The sequence below is a fragment of the Flavobacterium sp. KKT103 genome (genome assembly GCF_055640565.1).
Genome location: NZ_CM145766.1, coordinates 2,969,358 through 2,985,237, shown reverse-complemented (window position 1 = coordinate 2,985,237; position 15,880 = coordinate 2,969,358). Strand labels below are relative to the sequence as shown.

Sequence of the window (15,880 nt, the reverse complement as noted above, 5' to 3'; positions counted from 1 at the left end):
CTATTTAATAGAATTAAAAACGCTCAGCCTTAAATATTTCAGCAACCGCTGCTTCGTAGTTACGAATGCTTTTTGCTTTTTTTATCTTCTTGTGTACCTTATGTGGGTCTTTGAATATAACAGAGAAGTACTCCCATAAATGGTGCATTTTTAGTAAAATATGCGTTGCACCTGATAAGGACTCACTATAACCGGCATATAAAGTATCATGAAATTCACTAAGAAGGTCTACTTTGTTTTTAGGATATTCAATCGTATCATTTTTAATCATTGTTGGTAAGAATGGATCTGCAATTAATCCGCGGCCTATCATCCAATGGTCGATAGTTGGAAATCGATCCTGCATTTCTTTGAACTTTGTTACCGTGGTAATATCGCCGTTGTAATATAATTTTACGTTGCTTTGGTCTACACAGGTTTGGAAAGCGTCTAAATGAACGCCCCCTTTATAGAGCTGTTTACCCAATCGAGCATGAACAGCGACATTTTTTACTTTATATTTTTCTAAAATAGGTAAAACTTCTAAAATCTCGTCGGTAGTATCATAGCCCAATCTCATTTTCATGGATACAATAATGTCCGATTCGTTTTGTACTTTATGTAATATCTGTTCAATTTTTTCTGAATTTTTAATCAATCCAGAACCCATGCCGCATTTAGTAACCATAGGGTAGGGACAACCTAAATTCCAATTTAGTTCCTTATAACCTAACTCTTGCACATATTTTGAAACAAACAAAAATTCATCAGCATCATTAGTGATGATTTGTGGAATAAGTTCAGTAACGGTATTGTTTTCAGGTAATAAATCTCTTTGGTAAGAAGATTTGATAATTAATTTACCATTCAAGCGGATGTAGGGAGCATAATAAGTATCGATGCCGCCAAAGAACTTGTGTTGGGCGTTTCTAAATCGGTAATCAGTAAAACCTTGTAAAGGTGAAGATAATAGGGTATAACTCATGAAAAATGTAATTGTGCAAATATAGTCATTGCAATTTAGAAGTAGCATAAACCAAAAAAGACTTTCAGAAGAAAGTCTTTTTTAGATAAAATGGTCTAATTTTTTATACTTTTCCCAAAGTATATAGTTGTTCCATTGTAGGTGATAAACTTCCTCCTGCTGGTTCAAGTGTGATTCCAAAAGCTTCAGCATCGCCGGTATTGCTCACGGCAAACATGCGTTGGGTGTTGCTATCAAACTTATCCAATAAACCAATACTTGTAGGTGTTAGTGGATTCAGTTTTAAGGCCCAAACTTGGTATACCATTCCTTTTGGAGGTTCCGGTAAACCTGCAGCATCCACATATACAACTTGTGTTTCTTTGTTCCAATACACTTTGGCAGAAGACTCTGGTGCAACAGCCTGTCCGCCTAACGCTACAACAGTGTTGTTAACATCCCTGATGATCGCTAAACTAGTCTCTGCTGCCTTATTTTGTAACGTCAAGGTGTTTAACTCTTGCTCTAATTTTACTTTTTCAGCTGTCGAACTAGCTACTTGTGTAGTAGTTTGATTTAATTGGGTGTATTGAAAACCAATACCTACCAATAAAACTACTGCTGCTGCCCAACCTACGTACTGTACCCACGAGGATTTAGTTTGCATTGGGATTACCTTAGCGTACTTTAATTCTAATTTTTCTCTGACTTTTTCATAATTTTCTACGGATAGAAAAGGTGAAAAACTGGATGACAGTGATATGATAGATTTTTCGATTGCTACAATTTCACTGTTAATTTGTGAATTTTCTTTTGCTTTTAGCGCTACTTCTTGGTTTTCGGCTTCTGAAAGTAGTCCGTAAACATAAAGTTCTAAAATTCCTGATTCTATATATTCTTTTGTTTCCATTATACGTTTAGATAATTTCTTAAATCATTTATACAATTACGATTGTGTGTTTTTACCGTTCCTAAAGGAATCGCTAACTCATCAGAGGCCTCTTGCTGAGTGTATCCCTTAAAAAACAATAAATCAATAATTTGTATACACTTTGGTTTTAATCTCTTTACAAAATCTTGCAAGCCAATTGTGTCTACTTTGTCAACGAGCTTGTTTGTCTCGTCAAATAGATTTACGAAATTATCTGTGGATAGGTTTTTTTGGCTGTTGTTAAAGTTCTTAGAACGTAATTTATCAATGGAGGTATTCCTAGCAATATTTAGTATCCAGGTATAAAACCGACCTTTACTTTCATTGTAAGAATCAATGTTTTTCCAAATTTTAACGAACACCTCTTGGAGTACATCTTCTGCTTCCTCCCGATTTTTGACTAATACATTAATCACCGCAAACAAGCTTTTTGAATACATATCATATAGATGTGTAAAAGCCCTTTCGTCTTTTTTATATACTAATTCTAACAATTCCTCTTGTGTCATATACTTTTATTTACAAATTGCAGTCAGGTGAACCCCCTCAACAAAGGGCTAAATTTACTAAATATCTATTACATTTTGTCTACTCTATTTATTAATTGTATTTAAAAAATGGATCTTACTATTTACAAGATAAAAAAATGTAAAATTTACGATTAAAATAAAACCAATAGTCTACTAATATCGTAAATATAAAAAGGTGCCTAGGTGGTAAAGCTGACTTATGGCTAGTTTTATGTTAATAACGAGATCTTAAAATGTTGGTTTAGTTTTAATTGAACTAAGATTTTGCTTAAAGAAAATTAACTCTTGTTTTGTAGAAAGCTTTTAAGCACTACTTATAAGAAGTATTGCATTTGGATAGAATTGATTTTGGTAAGCGCACATTTTGTTAGCAAAGGGGATTTTGTATTCGCAAAATGTGTTGTCTTCCCAATAGAAATAAAATAATAGTACTCAACGATACCCTAAGAACGTATTGCGTTTTGATAGCTGCTATTTGTTTTCCAAATCATGAGATAATTTGGATTAACACCACAACAAATAGCAGTTACAAAACCAGAGTTGAAATAAAGATTTATCGTGGGATTTATAAATTTGAAATCCCAAATTGCGGCAAATAAGGTAATCTATATGTTACGCTACCAATTTTATTGGTTACAAAGTACCACACCAGAACGGATTGTTTGTTTTGTTAGTTGAGCCTAACGTTCCTCATTGAACGTTGGGCTTTTTTTTAACTATTGTTTGACCTGAAAAAAGCTATTATTGCCTGTCTATTTATTATCAATTAGTTTAATTTTGTTAAAAGAAGTGAAATGAAAAATGGACTTTTAATTGTTGTTCTTTCAATACTATTGTTAGGTTGTCAAAACAAATCGAAAACCAATAAAGAAATTAAAAATAAAACAGAACAGACTATGAATAAAGAAAACCTACATCAATTTAAAGTAGTAGACTTGTCAGGAAATGAATTTGATTTCTCTACTTTAAAAGGTAAAAAAGTGATGATTGTAAATACAGCTTCAAAATGTGGTTTAACACCACAGTATGAAAGTTTAGAAGCAATTTACAAGCAATATCAAGATCGGAATTTTATTGTAATAGGCTTTCCAGCAAATAACTTTGGAGCACAAGAACCAGGAACTAATACTGAAATAGCAGCTTTTTGTAAACGAAACTATGGTGTTAGCTTTCCAATGATGGAAAAAGTATCTGTAAAAGGGGACGATATGTGTGCTGTTTATCAGTTCTTGACTAAAAAAGCAAAAAACGGTGTTGCGGATTCAGATGTTGAATGGAATTTTCAAAAATATTTGATTAATGAAAAAGGAGAGCTCGACAAGGTTATAAAACCACAAGTCGCACCAAATGATCCTGTAATAACCAATTGGATCGAAGGATCCTAAGGTTTAAGATTTTAAAAATGGCTTTTCTAAACAGAAAAGCCATTTTTCTATTCCAGCAGTAACTGCACAAAAACAGAGTGTAACCAACGGTCAAATTTATATCCGGATTCCTTAATGATTCCAACGGTTTTAAAACCAAATTTTTCATGGAAATCAACGCTGCTTTGGTTTTCTGCGTCAATGACTCCAATCATCGTATGTAATCCTTGCTTTTTAGCAATTGCAATTAACTCCGTTAGTAGCAACTTACCAATCCCTTTTCCGTTATGTTCTTTTTGGACGTAGACCGAATGTTCGACAGTAAATTTATAAGCTTCTCTAAAACGAAACTCACTGTACATTCCGAAACCTACCGCCGCTCCATCAAGTTCCGCTATTATTACCGGAAAGCCTTTGGTAATCTTATCGTCTAGGATCGCTTTTTGCTGTTCAAAACTCCTTGTATTGTAATCATACAAGGCTGTAGAGTGTAAAATGTTATAGTTGATGATGTCTAAAATAGCTTGCGTGTCCTCTATTTGGTAAGGTCTAATTTTTATTTCCATTACAATCGTAAATTTTGCTTTCAAATTTAAGAAAACTATTTAAGAATAAGGAAAAACCTTTACATCTTTGTATCTTTGTAGGACAGAAAAAGACACGATGATTTACCCCAAAATACCTTTAGCGCAAAGCATTATACAAATTTGCGAAGCCAAAGGAGTACATACCATAATTATTTCTCCAGGTTCTAGAAATGCGCCGCTAACTATAGGGTTTGCCAGTAATCCCGCTTTCAAAAGTTACAGTATTGCTGATGAGCGCGCTGCTGCTTTTTTTGCTCTTGGAATTGCGCAACAAACAAAGCAGCCAGTGGCATTAGTTTGTACTTCGGGATCCGCATTACTGAATTATTATCCAGCTTTTGCGGAAGCATTCTACAGCCAAATCCCGTTAATTGTAATTTCAGCAGATAGACCTCAAAGCAAAATTGATATTGGTGACGGGCAAACCATTCGACAAGAGAATGTTTTTGCTAATCATTCCTTATTTAATGCAAACCTTACTGAAGATGTTTCCGTTGATAACGATTTAAAAATAAATCAAGCCATCAACACAGCGGTAGCTAAAAAAGGTCCTGTACATATCAATGCGCCTTTTGAAGAGCCATTGTATGAAACGGTACAGGAGTTAGCCGTGAAAAGCATTATTACCGAGTTTGAAACCGTATCACAATCCATTTCAATTGCTGAAGTAGAAGAATATGCCGCGATATGGAATCATTCGCCTAAAAAATTGGTACTTGTAGGCGTAGCCGACCCGAATATATTGGATGATAAAGTGGTGGAGGCATTGGGTAGCGATCCTTCTGTTGTCGTTTTGACTGAGACGACCTCTAACTTGCACCATCCTACGTTTATAAACAACATCGATACGATAATCACGCCTTTTACGGATGTTGATTATGCCTTTTTTCGTCCTGACATTTTAATCACTTTTGGCGGAATGATTGTATCGAAAAGGATAAAAGCTTTTTTAAGAAAGTACCAACCCAAGCACCACTGGCATATAGATTCGCTACGAGCTTATGATACGTTTAATGCGTTAACCAAGCATTTTGAAGTAGAACCCAATGTGTTTTTTAGTGCCTTTTTACCTTTAACAAAAAACGTTGACAGTGATTATTTTGAAACCTTAGATGCTGTAAAAGCACTGAGAAGAGACAAAGGGGAAGCTTATTTAGCTAAAATTCCTTTTTCTGATTTTACGGTTTTTGATCGTGTAATTTCGAATTTACCTAAAAATTCTCATTTCCAAATAAGCAATAGTTCTGCTATACGCTATGCTCAATTAATTGAAATCGATCCTTCAATTGAGGTCTTTTGCAACCGCGGGACTAGCGGTATCGATGGTAGTACTTCTACTGCGATTGGTGCGGCAGTAGCAAGCGGCAAACTGACTGTTTTTATCACAGGGGACATTGGCTTTTTATACGATAGCAACGCTTTGTGGAATAATTATATTCCGAAAAACTTCAAAATCATCTTGATTAATAATGGAGGAGGAGGTATTTTTAGAATTTTACCGGGTCATGAAGAAACTCCCGTTTTTAATACTTTTTTCGAAACTTCACATTGCCTGACCGCAGCACATTTAGCTAACATGTATGGCTTAGATTACACAATTGCTAGTGATGAAGACAGTTTGCAGAAAGGACTGACTGCTTTATATGCGCAAAATGAAAAACCGATGATTTTAGAGGTATTTACTCCTACACTGCTTAATGATGCATTATTATTACAGTTTTTTAAAGAATTGGTATAATCTATTACCACAATTAAACATAAAAAATGCCCCAAATAGTGAGATACTAATTGGGGCATTTTCATTTCCAAGATCTATTTTTATTTTTGTTATCGAATAGGTTTTGGAAACACCGCCAAACTAGGATGTCCTAATTCATCGACTGCTTGTACTGCAAAGAAAAAATTATCTTTTGAATAGGCAATTTCAGCTTTGGTGTCCTTAACAAAAATTGTTTTTTGCCATTGAGAATCGGCAGTGCTTCTAATCAGGATTTGGTATCCATAAGGCGCTTTCCCTTCTGGAGCTTCCCATACTAAAGTAGAGAAATTTGTTAAATCTTTTACCTCAATTCCAACATTTCGTGGAGAACGTGGTGCTGAAGCTAAATTGGATAAACTAGCTAAATTGGCTGCTGTTGTTTTACGTAAGTAGTCAAAATCCATAAATTCAGGTAAATCGCCGTATTTTACCCCTTTTTCAGTTCGTAAGTCTTGGTGCTGGTGATCGTAGTTTTCATTCATTTCGCACATACGAATAGCTGTAAAACCATTTTGACTAAAAGGAGTATGATCTCCACCACGTAAAAAACGATCATTTCTATACACCAATTCTACTTCTAATTGCGGAACATATTGCTCCGTAGCTGTTTTGATATAGCGAGCCAATTGTCTTGACGGACTATCATTATCACTGTTAATTGATTTACGCATTCTGGCCTCTTCTTCGGTTTCTAAATACGGAATCGTTTCACTAAATACACGGACCTTGGTATTGTTGCTTAAACGTGTACCACTTGATAAGCTGTTTCCAATCATATCATTGTTCAACATAGCAACGATGTTCCATTTTTCAGCTTTAGCCATTTCAGCTAAATGTCGGGCCCCGTATAATCCTTGTTCTTCTCCAGTAACTGCTACAAATATAATGGTGCAAGGATAAGAGCGCTTGCTCATGATTTTTGCCAATTCCATCATAGCAGCAACTCCTGATCCATCATCATTAGCTCCAGGAGCATCGGCGGTCGTATTCATTACATCTGTCACACGAGAATCGAGATGTCCGCTGATAATAAAAATACGATCATCTGTAGGATCTGTTCCCTTTAAGGTAGCCATTACATTTCCAAGTTGGCTGTCAACAGCAATTCGGCGACCATCGGCTTTAATAGTAAAATAATCTATTTTAGATGTTAATCGGCCATTAGATTCTAAAGCGTATTTATCAAATTCAGATTTAACCCAAGCTTGGGCAGCACCAATTCCGCGTGTTTTGCTTTTAGTGTCGCTTAAGGTGTGTCGGGTTCCAAAAGATACTAGTTTAACGACAGTATTTTCTAAACTGGACGCTTTGATCTCACTTACCATCTTACTGATTTCGGGATCATTTTGTAAAGCTTGCGCATTTATTACGGGAGTAAAAAGTACTAGTGGTAATAGGTACAGGATTTTTTGTAGTTTCATTTTAAAAATTTAAATGTTTTTGGTTAGCTCAAATTTAGTGAAAATTAAATAAAATATTCGATTTCTTTCAATGATATCATTTCGTTCTAATTCCTATTTTCAAAGTTCGTACCTTTGCACTTTAGAAAATTAGAATAACATGATTGAAATAGGAAAATACAATACGCTTACCATACTTCGTGATACCAAAGTTGGTTTATTTTTGGGTACACCAGAAACGGATCCAGAAGGAATTCACGATATCCTTTTACCTAACAAATATGTTCCCAATGAATTTGAAATAGGAGAAGAACTTATTGTTTTTGTTTATTTAGATCATGAGGAACGTCCAGTTGCTACAACATTGGAGCCTTATATTTTGTTGAATGAATTTGCGCTTTTAAGAGTGAATTACGTGAACCAAGTAGGTGCTTTTATGGATTGGGGAATGGAGAAAGATATCTTAGTTCCGTTTAAGGAGCAAGCGCGTCCTATGGAAAAAGGAAAGCGTTACCTTGTGTATCTTTACATAGATGAGAAAACAAACCGACTAGTCGCTTCTAGTAAGACGAATCAGTTTTTGAAAAATGATAACATTACGGTTCAAAAAGGTGAGGAAGTTGATTTAATTGTATCACACATTACGGAGCTTGGTATAAATGTCATTATCAACGAACAATATAAAGGTTTGTTGTATAAAGATGAGGTTTACGACGATGCTATTCGTACCGGTGACCGCATGAGAGGTTACATTAAAAATGTACGTCCTGATAATAAAATTGACGTTTCGCTTCAAATCCAAGGATACGAGAGTATTGAGCCCAACGCCGATAAAATTTTAGATGAATTACGCGCTAGTCGTGGTTTTTTAAGACTTAACGATAACTCACATCCTGAGGACATCAAGACTGTTTTAAAAATGAGTAAAAAGACCTTCAAGAAAGCTATTGGAGCCTTATATAGAGAAAAATTGATTGAAATAAAAGACGACGGAATTTATCTTATTACTGATCAATAAAGTACAGCATTTACTATGTAAATAAGACTAAAAGCCAATCATTTGATTGGCTTTTTTTTGCTTTAGAATTTTTCAATATGTTCATCTTCCTGATTGCTAAACTCGGACTTAAGTACAATGTCCTTTATAATGGTATCGAGTTCATTACTAGAAATTAAAATGTTTTCAATCAAAAAATCTTTCTCAGTTTCCGTAATATCGCGATCTTTTAATAAATCCGTTAGCGCCATTAACCGTGATAAAGGAGTTCTAACCGTATGAGATTGCATCCAAGTAATTTCGCGCAACGTTTTGTTTTGGTTTTCAATTTTCTCGATGTGTAAAATTCGTTGCTTAATGCTATCATCTAACCCTTTAAATAGTTGCGGAATAAGAAAACAGACTAGGAAACTTAAAAATATTAAATTACCAAAAACAGCCACTAATTCGGTAGTGGAGATGGTATCACTTTTTAAATGGACAAGATCGAAGGAGTGAAGAGCAACATAAACACAGGAAAGTATTGTGTTTACAATGGCCGGAATGTATTGATTTTTAAAAGGATAAATGAGAACAGCAAGAACACAAATGATTAAAAAATAAAGTGTACTGTTTAATCCCACATAGTAAAGCAGTACGAAACTTAAAATATAAATTGTTGCGATGAAAAGTAATTTGCGATGCTTAATATGAATTCCTTTCTTAAAGCTAATAAGAAACATAATTGCTAAACTCCATAAATCAATAAAGGCGATACCATAATAACTAGATTGGATTGCCCAAATGAGAGAAGGAATCAACGCGATTAAGCTTACAGGTACGATAAACATCATGGTATTAGTAAACATGTCGTCACGCCAAAAGCTTAGATCTTTGTAAGAAGTGAAAGATGCAGAAGTATTGGTTTTTATTAGTGATGCATATTTTTGTAATAATGTCATAGAAGACTACTTTTCGGTTTAACGATTTGGTAATCAGATACTGAGGTTAGTAAATATAATAAATTAATAATAGAAATCCTAAGTGCTTGATAGCATAGTTTTCTAAAATAACTTTTTCTTAACAGATAGAGGACGATAATGATTAGACCTTTGCTAATGTATTGGTGAGAGAATTATAAAAAGTCTTAAAAATGCACTAATTTTACGGTATACTAATTTAAACCCATAACAATGGATTGGATAACAGCAAAAGAATACGAAGATATCACTTATAAAAAATGCAATGGTGTTGCAAGAATAGCGTTTAATCGACCTAATGTGCGCAATGCTTTTCGTCCTAAAACAACAGCAGAGCTTTACAATGCGTTCTACGACGCACAAGAAGACACCTCAATAGGCGTTGTCTTATTGTCAGCTGAGGGTCCTTCAACCAAGGATGGTGTCTACTCTTTTTGTAGTGGTGGCGATCAAAACGCCCGCGGTCATCAAGGATACGTTGGTGATGATGGTCAACATAGATTAAACATTTTGGAGGTACAACGATTAATCCGTTTTATGCCTAAGGTGGTCATTGCAGTAGTTCCAGGTTGGGCTGTTGGTGGTGGGCATAGTTTGCATGTAGTTTGCGACATGACTCTTGCGAGTAAAGAGCACGCTATTTTTAAACAAACAGATGCTGATGTAACGAGTTTTGACGGGGGTTATGGATCTGCTTATTTAGCGAAAATGGTGGGACAGAAAAAAGCAAGAGAAATTTTCTTTTTAGGACGTAACTATTCAGCTCAAGAAGCAATGGATATGGGAATGGTAAACGCTGTAATTCCGCATGACGAACTAGAAGATACCGCTTACGAATGGGCGCAGGAAATCTTAGGAAAATCACCTATGGCTATCAAAATGCTAAAATTTGCCATGAACCTGACTGATGATGGAATGGTAGGACAACAGGTTTTTGCTGGCGAAGCGACTCGTTTGGCGTATATGACGGAAGAGGCTAAGGAAGGAAGAAATGCTTTTCTAGAAAAACGTAAACCGAACTTTGAAAAAAAATGGTTACCATAAAACAGTTTTATGTTAAAAGAGTAAAGTGGTTTGAAACACTTTAAACGATTAGGCTTAAAACATTAAACTAAAATAATTAAAATGAAACATTGGATTGAAGCCGCACGATTGCGCACATTACCATTATCTGTGTCTGGTATTATCGTAGGTAGTATTTATGCATTAGCACATCCTACAGAGGAAATTTTAACACCTACGGATGTTTTTAACTGGAATATCTTTGGTTTTGCAATATTAACTACACTTGGCTTACAAATACTTTCAAATTTTGCTAATGACTACGGCGATGGTGTAAAAGGAACTGATAACGAAGATCGAGTAGGCCCTAAGCGTGCTATTCAAAGCGGTGTAATTAGTCCCGCTGCCATGAAAAAAGCCATAATTATCACCTCATTTTTGACCTTATGTTCAGCTATGGCGTTAATATATTATGCCTTTGCAGATACTAACTTGTTTTATTCTTTGTTTTATTTGGTATTAGGAATTCTAGCAATTTTCTCCGCAATTCGTTACACTGTTGGTAATACCGCCTATGGTTATCGTGGTTTTGGAGACTTGTTTGTGTTTGTCTTTTTTGGATTAGTAAGCACTTTAGGTGTAAACTTTTTGTTTTCTAAGCAAATAGACGCAGTACTATTATTACCTGCTATGGCTATTGGCTTATTAAGTGTAGGGGTGTTAAATCTTAATAATATGCGTGATGAAGCATCAGATAAAAAAGTGGGTAAAAACACAATCGTTGTAAAAATAGGTGGAGCAAAGGCAAAAAAATACCATTACTTTTTGGTGAGTACAGCCATGATGTTGATCGTGCTTTTTGCTGTTTTAAGCAATTATAGATTGGATCAATACCTATTTGTTCTAGCATTCTTCCCTTTAGTTAAGCATTTAATTACAGTGTATAAAAACCAAGATGCGAGAGCTTTGGATCCCGAATTAAAAAAACTAGCCCTTAGCACTTTTTTCCTTTGTATCTTATTATCGGTCTGTATGGTATCATTATTGTCTGATATCGTTGTTAATCTATTTTTAGGAGGTCGTTAACCTTCAAAAACAAGAATTATATAAAATCAATTCACTTATAAAATCAATAAAATGAAAATTACTTTTTACGGACACGCATCGTTAGGAATTGAAATAGGTGGAAAACACATTATCGTTGATCCATTCATTTCTGCCAACCCACTTGCCAGTGCTGTTGATATCAATACACTGCCAGCCGATTATATTTTGTTAACCCATGCTCATGGCGATCACGTTCTAGACGTTGAGGCTATCGCTGAGCGCACTAAAGCAACTATCGTATCTAATGCTGAAATCGCAACTTATTACAGCAACAAAGGCTTTAATGCGCACCCAATGAACCATGGCGGAAGCTGGACTTTCGACTTTGGAAAAGTGAAATATGTAAACGCGATTCACTCTAGCTCTTTTCCTGATGGGACAAATGGCGGTAATCCAGGTGGATTTGTGATCGAGGGAGAGCATAAAAATATTTACATAGCTGGTGATACTGCTTTGACTATGGACATGAAACTTATTCCAATGCGCACCAAATTAGACTTGGCAATTTTACCAATTGGAAATAACTTCACCATGGATGTCGAGGATGCAATCATCGCAGCTGATTTTGTACAATGCGACAAAATCTTAGGCTACCACTTTGACACTTTTGGTTACATCAAAATCGATCACAAACAGGCTATTCAGCAGTTTTTTGATAATGGAAAAGATTTAATGCTACTGGAAATAGGAGAAAGCATCGAATTATAAGTTGAAGCTTCAGTTTGTTTAATTAGGAGCTTTTCCTGCTATTCATTACAATAGTAAGTGCCCGAAACCCGGGCACTTACTGATTTTCATTGCTATCAGGGCTATGAATTGGATCATTAATACACGACTATTTAAATGAAGAAAAATATTGCTTTATTGTTATTAGGTATTTTTTCATCTGTGGCTTTCGGGCAGCAGGATGGTTACTGGGACAAAGAAAGAGCTACGACCAAGGAAATTATTGTATCGGCTAGAGATCGTATTGTGATCAAAACCGATGATTTTCCTGTGGGAACAACAGAGTTAATTTATAGAATTACACTGCTTGATAATAATCAACAATTGGCTAGTAGTCTGGTTTCGGTGCTTAAAGCCATACCTGATCCTACAGGAATCAGTCAAGGTTCAGCTGGAGCCGTTTTTTTACTGTCCAAGGTTTCAGGCGATGATAAGTCGAAATATGCTATTTTTTCGGCAAGTGATTTAGCTACTGCCTACCAAAAATCGGGTAAAACTTATGATGCTTGCTTTGTTCAAGACGAGGCGATTAGCAAAGACGCCAACCGTCTTTCGATTGATAAATCAGCTTGCCTAAAAACCAACACCACTAATTTATGGTTTGGATTTGAGAGTAAGAATTGGATCATGAAGCAAAAAATTGTTCTGGAAGTCGTGCCCTGGGTCGATAGAAAATTAGCGCGAGGCTGGTCTACCGAAAACCGAAAATACATTATCAATCAATGTAAAACGTCTGCAGTAGCACGCAACATGCCAAATTCTGATGATTTTTGCATTTGCTTACAGCAAAAAATCCAGAAAGAATACACCTTTCAAGAGTTTCAAAAGTTGTTGCCTATCGAGCAAGCTAAAGTGTATAAAGATTTTGGTGCTAGTTGTGTAACAGAAACAAATGTAGCCAAAGGAGTCACTACTGATATGCGAACCTTGGCAGCGAAAGCAGTCGTTAAAAGTGATTTTGCGACAGCCATAAAGCAATATACTTCTCTAGTATCGAAGTCGCAGGCTACCGCTTTAGATTATAATGGTCTTGGCTATAGTTATTTGATGACTAAGCAGTATGGTAAAGCTATAAAAGTGCTAAAAGAAGGCGAAAGTAAAGATAATACAGAATTATTGATTCAGTTAAATCTTGCACATGCTTATTTGTTAAATGGTGATTACCGTTCAGCGAAAGCCATATATAAAGAATATCAGAACCAAAATGTTACAGCTAATCTTAGTTGGACGCAAAAGATCAAAGAAGACTTTTCTGTGTTTACAAAAGCAGGTTTGCCAAGCAAAGATTTTGATCGTATCTTAAGGATGACGGACTGATATCTACAAAATAAATTCTAATAAATTAGAAAATAAAAACACTGGTATGAAAACTACAATCAAAATTACACGCTATTTTGGATTGTTTATCCTTTTAATTGGAATACTGCTTAATCTTAAAATGTATTTTTTTGAAGAACCAGGAACATTGGTGTACCTACTACTTTGTTTTTTCGGAATAATACTATTTGGATTATCGTATTTAATGAGAATTAATAAATAGCTGCAATCAACAATCCTAGTACAACAATGAAAGCAACCTTCCACAAATACATTCTGGATTTTAAAAGACCATCAGGTACTTCTCGTGGTGTTATGACGACCAAAGAAACCTGGTTTATTGTTCTTGAAGCAGACGGAAAGAAAGGAATAGGAGAGTGCGGTATCTTGCGTGGATTGAGCGCAGACGACCGACCTGATTACGAGCAAAAGTTACAATGGACTTGTGCTAATATTCATTTGGGAAAAGACGCACTTTGGGAGGCTTTAATCGAATTTCCTTCGATTCAATTTGGAGTCGAAATGGCCTTTCAATCGTTGGCTAGTGAAACCCCTTTTTTACTCTTTCCTTCAGCCTTTACAAAGGAGCAAAAATCAATTCCAATTAATGGTTTGATATGGATGGGTGAACCCGCTTTTATGAAGCAACAAATCGAAGAAAAACTAGCGGAGGGATTCAACTGCGTAAAACTGAAAATTGGTGCTATTGATTTTGAAAAAGAACTGGAATTATTGCAGTTCATCAGGGCTAATTTCGATGAAAAGCAAATCGAAATCAGAGTAGATGCTAATGGTGCTTTTGAGTTAAATAAAGCTTTAGATAAATTATCACAACTGTCTGAATTTAAATTACATAGTATTGAGCAACCTATTCAAAAAAACAACACTGACAGGATGGCAGAACTGTGTAAAACAACTCCTTTTCCTATTGCTTTAGATGAAGAGTTGATTGGAGTGTATAAACTGGAAGATAAAGAAGCTTTATTGGTTAAAATCAAGCCACAATATATCATTTTGAAACCTAGTTTTGTAGGCGGTTTTAAAGGTACTAAGGAATGGATTTCATTGGCTGAAAAGCACAATATCGGCTGGTGGATTACCTCTGCTTTAGAGAGTAATATTGGTTTAAATGCCATAGCACAATGGACTTTTTTACAACAAAATTCTATGCCACAAGGATTGGGTACAGGAGCACTTTATACCAATAATTTTGATTGTCCATTAGCGGTTTCTAAAGGACAATTATGGTATAGAAATAATCAAAAATGGGAGTTTAATTTTGATACTTTACAGTAAAAATCACAACAATATTGATAAAAAAACCAATTTCTAGTCCGCTAGAAATTGGTTTTTTTATTGAATTTACTTGTAGTATGCTTCTATAATTTAGCGTAAACTGCAAAATTAATTGTAGGAGCTAGAGGTGCATTGTTGTTTCCAAAAGCACCAAAAGCAGCGATATTGGCTCCGTATTTGTCTGCACTAAATTCGTAATTAAATTTTAGGCCAACTGCATTATAGGTTTGACGATCTAAGTAGGAAGGCCATCTAGAGGCATTAGATAAAAAAGCATTTTCTTTTGCAACTGGATTTTTAGTATCTAGAGCTAAGATCAAATGTCCTTTAGGGATTACTAAATAACCTACTTCAGCACCGATTCTCAAATAATCCGAATAATCATTGGTCATATATCCATAGCCTATGTTTCCAAAATAGTACCATTTACCTTCACTAGAACCAGCGGTTACGTATGGGATAAAGGTATTGGCGTTAAAACCAGTGCTTAAACCAGAGCTTGCATTGTTCTTAGCAGAATTGGCTTGGTATTGCAAACCCGTACTAATTTTCCATTTTTGGTCATAAATTTTATACTTTAAACCTAAAGTAATATTCCCTAATCCGGATAACTGATCAGTACCACCTCCGCTATTGGCTTTAAAACTAGCTGATTTAACGGGTAAAATAACTAATGCTTCAAGATTATTGGATAATCCATATTCACTATAGATTTGTGTTGTGACATCGCTATAATCCCCTCCAAAAGTTATTTTTTGATCGTTTATTTGTGCTGTGTTGTAAAATAGACCGGTTACACCTAGTTGTACATAGGCTTTCCCTTTTTCTTTTGTCCATGGACTTTGAGCATTAATTGTTCCTGCTGAAACTAATAAAAGTAAGAGTATGTATTTTTTCATAATTGTTATTTCTATAATAGTCGCTGTTTTTCTATTTCCTGACATTTTTTACTAAAAAAAATG

16 protein-coding genes are annotated in these 15,880 nt (G+C 35.2%); 9 read left to right on the top strand and 7 right to left on the bottom strand.

Going from position 1 to position 15,880, the window contains the following annotated elements:
- Positions 1-13 precede the first annotated feature (13 nt).
- The 3 genes from ACZ2G0_RS12885 to ACZ2G0_RS12875 all read right to left on the bottom strand — a co-directional run bounded on the left by ACZ2G0_RS12885 (position 14) and on the right by ACZ2G0_RS12875 (position 2,383).
- A complete protein-coding gene (locus ACZ2G0_RS12885) occupies positions 14-964 on the bottom strand; it encodes a tRNA dihydrouridine synthase (RefSeq protein ID WP_470307932.1) in 951 nt (316 codons plus the stop codon).
- 103 nt (positions 965-1,067) lie between these two features.
- Positions 1,068-1,853: an anti-sigma factor gene (locus ACZ2G0_RS12880; protein WP_470307931.1), complete on the bottom strand. Its 786-nt coding sequence runs from the start codon at positions 1,851-1,853 to the stop codon at positions 1,068-1,070.
- The gene (locus ACZ2G0_RS12875) at positions 1,853-2,383 is read right to left on the bottom strand and encodes an RNA polymerase sigma factor (protein WP_470307930.1); all 531 of its coding nucleotides are present in this window, start codon (positions 2,381-2,383) and stop codon (positions 1,853-1,855) included. The genes ACZ2G0_RS12880 and ACZ2G0_RS12875 overlap by 1 nt, the downstream gene beginning before the upstream one ends.
- Before the next feature lie 815 nt (positions 2,384-3,198).
- Here ACZ2G0_RS12875 and ACZ2G0_RS12870 point away from each other — a divergent pair.
- On the top strand, positions 3,199-3,789 hold the full coding sequence (locus tag ACZ2G0_RS12870) for a glutathione peroxidase (protein WP_470307929.1): 591 nt from the start codon (positions 3,199-3,201) through the stop codon (positions 3,787-3,789).
- A 47-nt stretch (positions 3,790-3,836) separates the two neighbouring features.
- Here ACZ2G0_RS12870 and ACZ2G0_RS12865 read toward each other — a convergent pair whose 3' ends face one another.
- On the bottom strand, positions 3,837-4,334 hold the full coding sequence (locus ACZ2G0_RS12865; protein ID WP_470307928.1) for a GNAT family N-acetyltransferase: 498 nt from the start codon (positions 4,332-4,334) through the stop codon (positions 3,837-3,839).
- Positions 4,335-4,431: 97 nt separating this feature from the next.
- Here ACZ2G0_RS12865 and menD point away from each other — a divergent pair, with 97 nt between their 5' ends.
- Positions 4,432-6,093, top strand: a complete 1,662-nt coding sequence (gene menD, locus ACZ2G0_RS12860; RefSeq protein WP_470307927.1) for a 2-succinyl-5-enolpyruvyl-6-hydroxy-3-cyclohexene-1-carboxylic-acid synthase — start codon at positions 4,432-4,434, stop codon at positions 6,091-6,093.
- 89 nt (positions 6,094-6,182) lie between these two features.
- Here the strand turns inward: menD and ACZ2G0_RS12855 are convergent, their stop codons facing one another.
- The gene (locus ACZ2G0_RS12855) at positions 6,183-7,535 is read right to left on the bottom strand and encodes a M20/M25/M40 family metallo-hydrolase (RefSeq protein WP_470307926.1); all 1,353 of its coding nucleotides are present in this window, start codon (positions 7,533-7,535) and stop codon (positions 6,183-6,185) included.
- Positions 7,536-7,674: 139 nt separating this feature from the next.
- Here ACZ2G0_RS12855 and ACZ2G0_RS12850 point away from each other — a divergent pair, with 139 nt between their 5' ends.
- Positions 7,675-8,532, top strand: coding sequence for a CvfB family protein (locus ACZ2G0_RS12850; RefSeq protein WP_470307925.1), 858 nt, complete (start codon positions 7,675-7,677; stop codon positions 8,530-8,532).
- 62 nt (positions 8,533-8,594) lie between these two features.
- Here ACZ2G0_RS12850 and ACZ2G0_RS12845 read toward each other — a convergent pair whose 3' ends face one another.
- Positions 8,595-9,452: a hypothetical protein gene (locus ACZ2G0_RS12845; protein WP_470307924.1), complete on the bottom strand. Its 858-nt coding sequence runs from the start codon at positions 9,450-9,452 to the stop codon at positions 8,595-8,597.
- A 231-nt stretch (positions 9,453-9,683) separates the two neighbouring features.
- Between ACZ2G0_RS12845 and ACZ2G0_RS12840 the strand changes: the two genes are divergently transcribed.
- The 6 genes from ACZ2G0_RS12840 (at position 9,684) to ACZ2G0_RS12815 (ending at position 14,918) form a co-directional block, all read left to right on the top strand.
- Complete coding sequence (locus ACZ2G0_RS12840) at positions 9,684-10,514, top strand: 1,4-dihydroxy-2-naphthoyl-CoA synthase (protein WP_300287066.1); 831 nt, start codon at positions 9,684-9,686, stop codon at positions 10,512-10,514.
- An 81-nt stretch (positions 10,515-10,595) separates the two neighbouring features.
- Positions 10,596-11,558, top strand: coding sequence for a 1,4-dihydroxy-2-naphthoate octaprenyltransferase (gene menA, locus ACZ2G0_RS12835; RefSeq protein ID WP_470307923.1), 963 nt, complete (start codon positions 10,596-10,598; stop codon positions 11,556-11,558).
- Between the two features lie 51 nt (positions 11,559-11,609).
- Positions 11,610-12,287 (top strand): metal-dependent hydrolase, encoded by a 678-nt coding sequence (locus ACZ2G0_RS12830; protein WP_470307922.1) that lies wholly within the window; start codon positions 11,610-11,612, stop codon positions 12,285-12,287.
- A 135-nt stretch (positions 12,288-12,422) separates the two neighbouring features.
- Complete coding sequence (locus ACZ2G0_RS12825; RefSeq protein WP_470307921.1) at positions 12,423-13,622, top strand: tetratricopeptide repeat protein; 1,200 nt, start codon at positions 12,423-12,425, stop codon at positions 13,620-13,622.
- Positions 13,623-13,668: 46 nt separating this feature from the next.
- Positions 13,669-13,845 (top strand): hypothetical protein, encoded by a 177-nt coding sequence (locus tag ACZ2G0_RS12820; protein WP_470307920.1) that lies wholly within the window; start codon positions 13,669-13,671, stop codon positions 13,843-13,845.
- A 26-nt stretch (positions 13,846-13,871) separates the two neighbouring features.
- Complete coding sequence (locus ACZ2G0_RS12815) at positions 13,872-14,918, top strand: o-succinylbenzoate synthase (protein WP_470307919.1); 1,047 nt, start codon at positions 13,872-13,874, stop codon at positions 14,916-14,918.
- Positions 14,919-15,001: 83 nt separating this feature from the next.
- Here ACZ2G0_RS12815 and ACZ2G0_RS12810 read toward each other — a convergent pair whose 3' ends face one another.
- On the bottom strand, positions 15,002-15,862 hold the full coding sequence (locus ACZ2G0_RS12810) for a transporter (RefSeq protein WP_470307918.1): 861 nt from the start codon (positions 15,860-15,862) through the stop codon (positions 15,002-15,004).
- Positions 15,863-15,880 lie beyond the last annotated feature (18 nt).

Coding starts and splice junctions, on each gene's coding strand:
- ACZ2G0_RS12885 (WP_470307932.1), bottom strand. CDS start 964: ATGAGTTATACCCTATTATCTTCACCTTTACAAGGTTTTACTGATTAC.
- ACZ2G0_RS12880 (WP_470307931.1), bottom strand. CDS start 1,853: ATGGAAACAAAAGAATATATAGAATCAGGAATTTTAGAACTTTATGTT.
- ACZ2G0_RS12875 (WP_470307930.1), bottom strand. CDS start 2,383: ATGACACAAGAGGAATTGTTAGAATTAGTATATAAAAAAGACGAAAGG.
- ACZ2G0_RS12870 (WP_470307929.1), top strand. CDS start 3,199: ATGAAAAATGGACTTTTAATTGTTGTTCTTTCAATACTATTGTTAGGT.
- ACZ2G0_RS12865 (WP_470307928.1), bottom strand. CDS start 4,334: ATGGAAATAAAAATTAGACCTTACCAAATAGAGGACACGCAAGCTATT.
- menD (WP_470307927.1), top strand. CDS start 4,432: ATGATTTACCCCAAAATACCTTTAGCGCAAAGCATTATACAAATTTGC.
- ACZ2G0_RS12855 (WP_470307926.1), bottom strand. CDS start 7,535: ATGAAACTACAAAAAATCCTGTACCTATTACCACTAGTACTTTTTACT.
- ACZ2G0_RS12850 (WP_470307925.1), top strand. CDS start 7,675: ATGATTGAAATAGGAAAATACAATACGCTTACCATACTTCGTGATACC.
- ACZ2G0_RS12845 (WP_470307924.1), bottom strand. CDS start 9,452: ATGACATTATTACAAAAATATGCATCACTAATAAAAACCAATACTTCT.
- ACZ2G0_RS12840 (WP_300287066.1), top strand. CDS start 9,684: ATGGATTGGATAACAGCAAAAGAATACGAAGATATCACTTATAAAAAA.
- menA (WP_470307923.1), top strand. CDS start 10,596: ATGAAACATTGGATTGAAGCCGCACGATTGCGCACATTACCATTATCT.
- ACZ2G0_RS12830 (WP_470307922.1), top strand. CDS start 11,610: ATGAAAATTACTTTTTACGGACACGCATCGTTAGGAATTGAAATAGGT.
- ACZ2G0_RS12825 (WP_470307921.1), top strand. CDS start 12,423: ATGAAGAAAAATATTGCTTTATTGTTATTAGGTATTTTTTCATCTGTG.
- ACZ2G0_RS12820 (WP_470307920.1), top strand. CDS start 13,669: ATGAAAACTACAATCAAAATTACACGCTATTTTGGATTGTTTATCCTT.
- ACZ2G0_RS12815 (WP_470307919.1), top strand. CDS start 13,872: ATGAAAGCAACCTTCCACAAATACATTCTGGATTTTAAAAGACCATCA.
- ACZ2G0_RS12810 (WP_470307918.1), bottom strand. CDS start 15,862: ATGTCAGGAAATAGAAAAACAGCGACTATTATAGAAATAACAATTATG.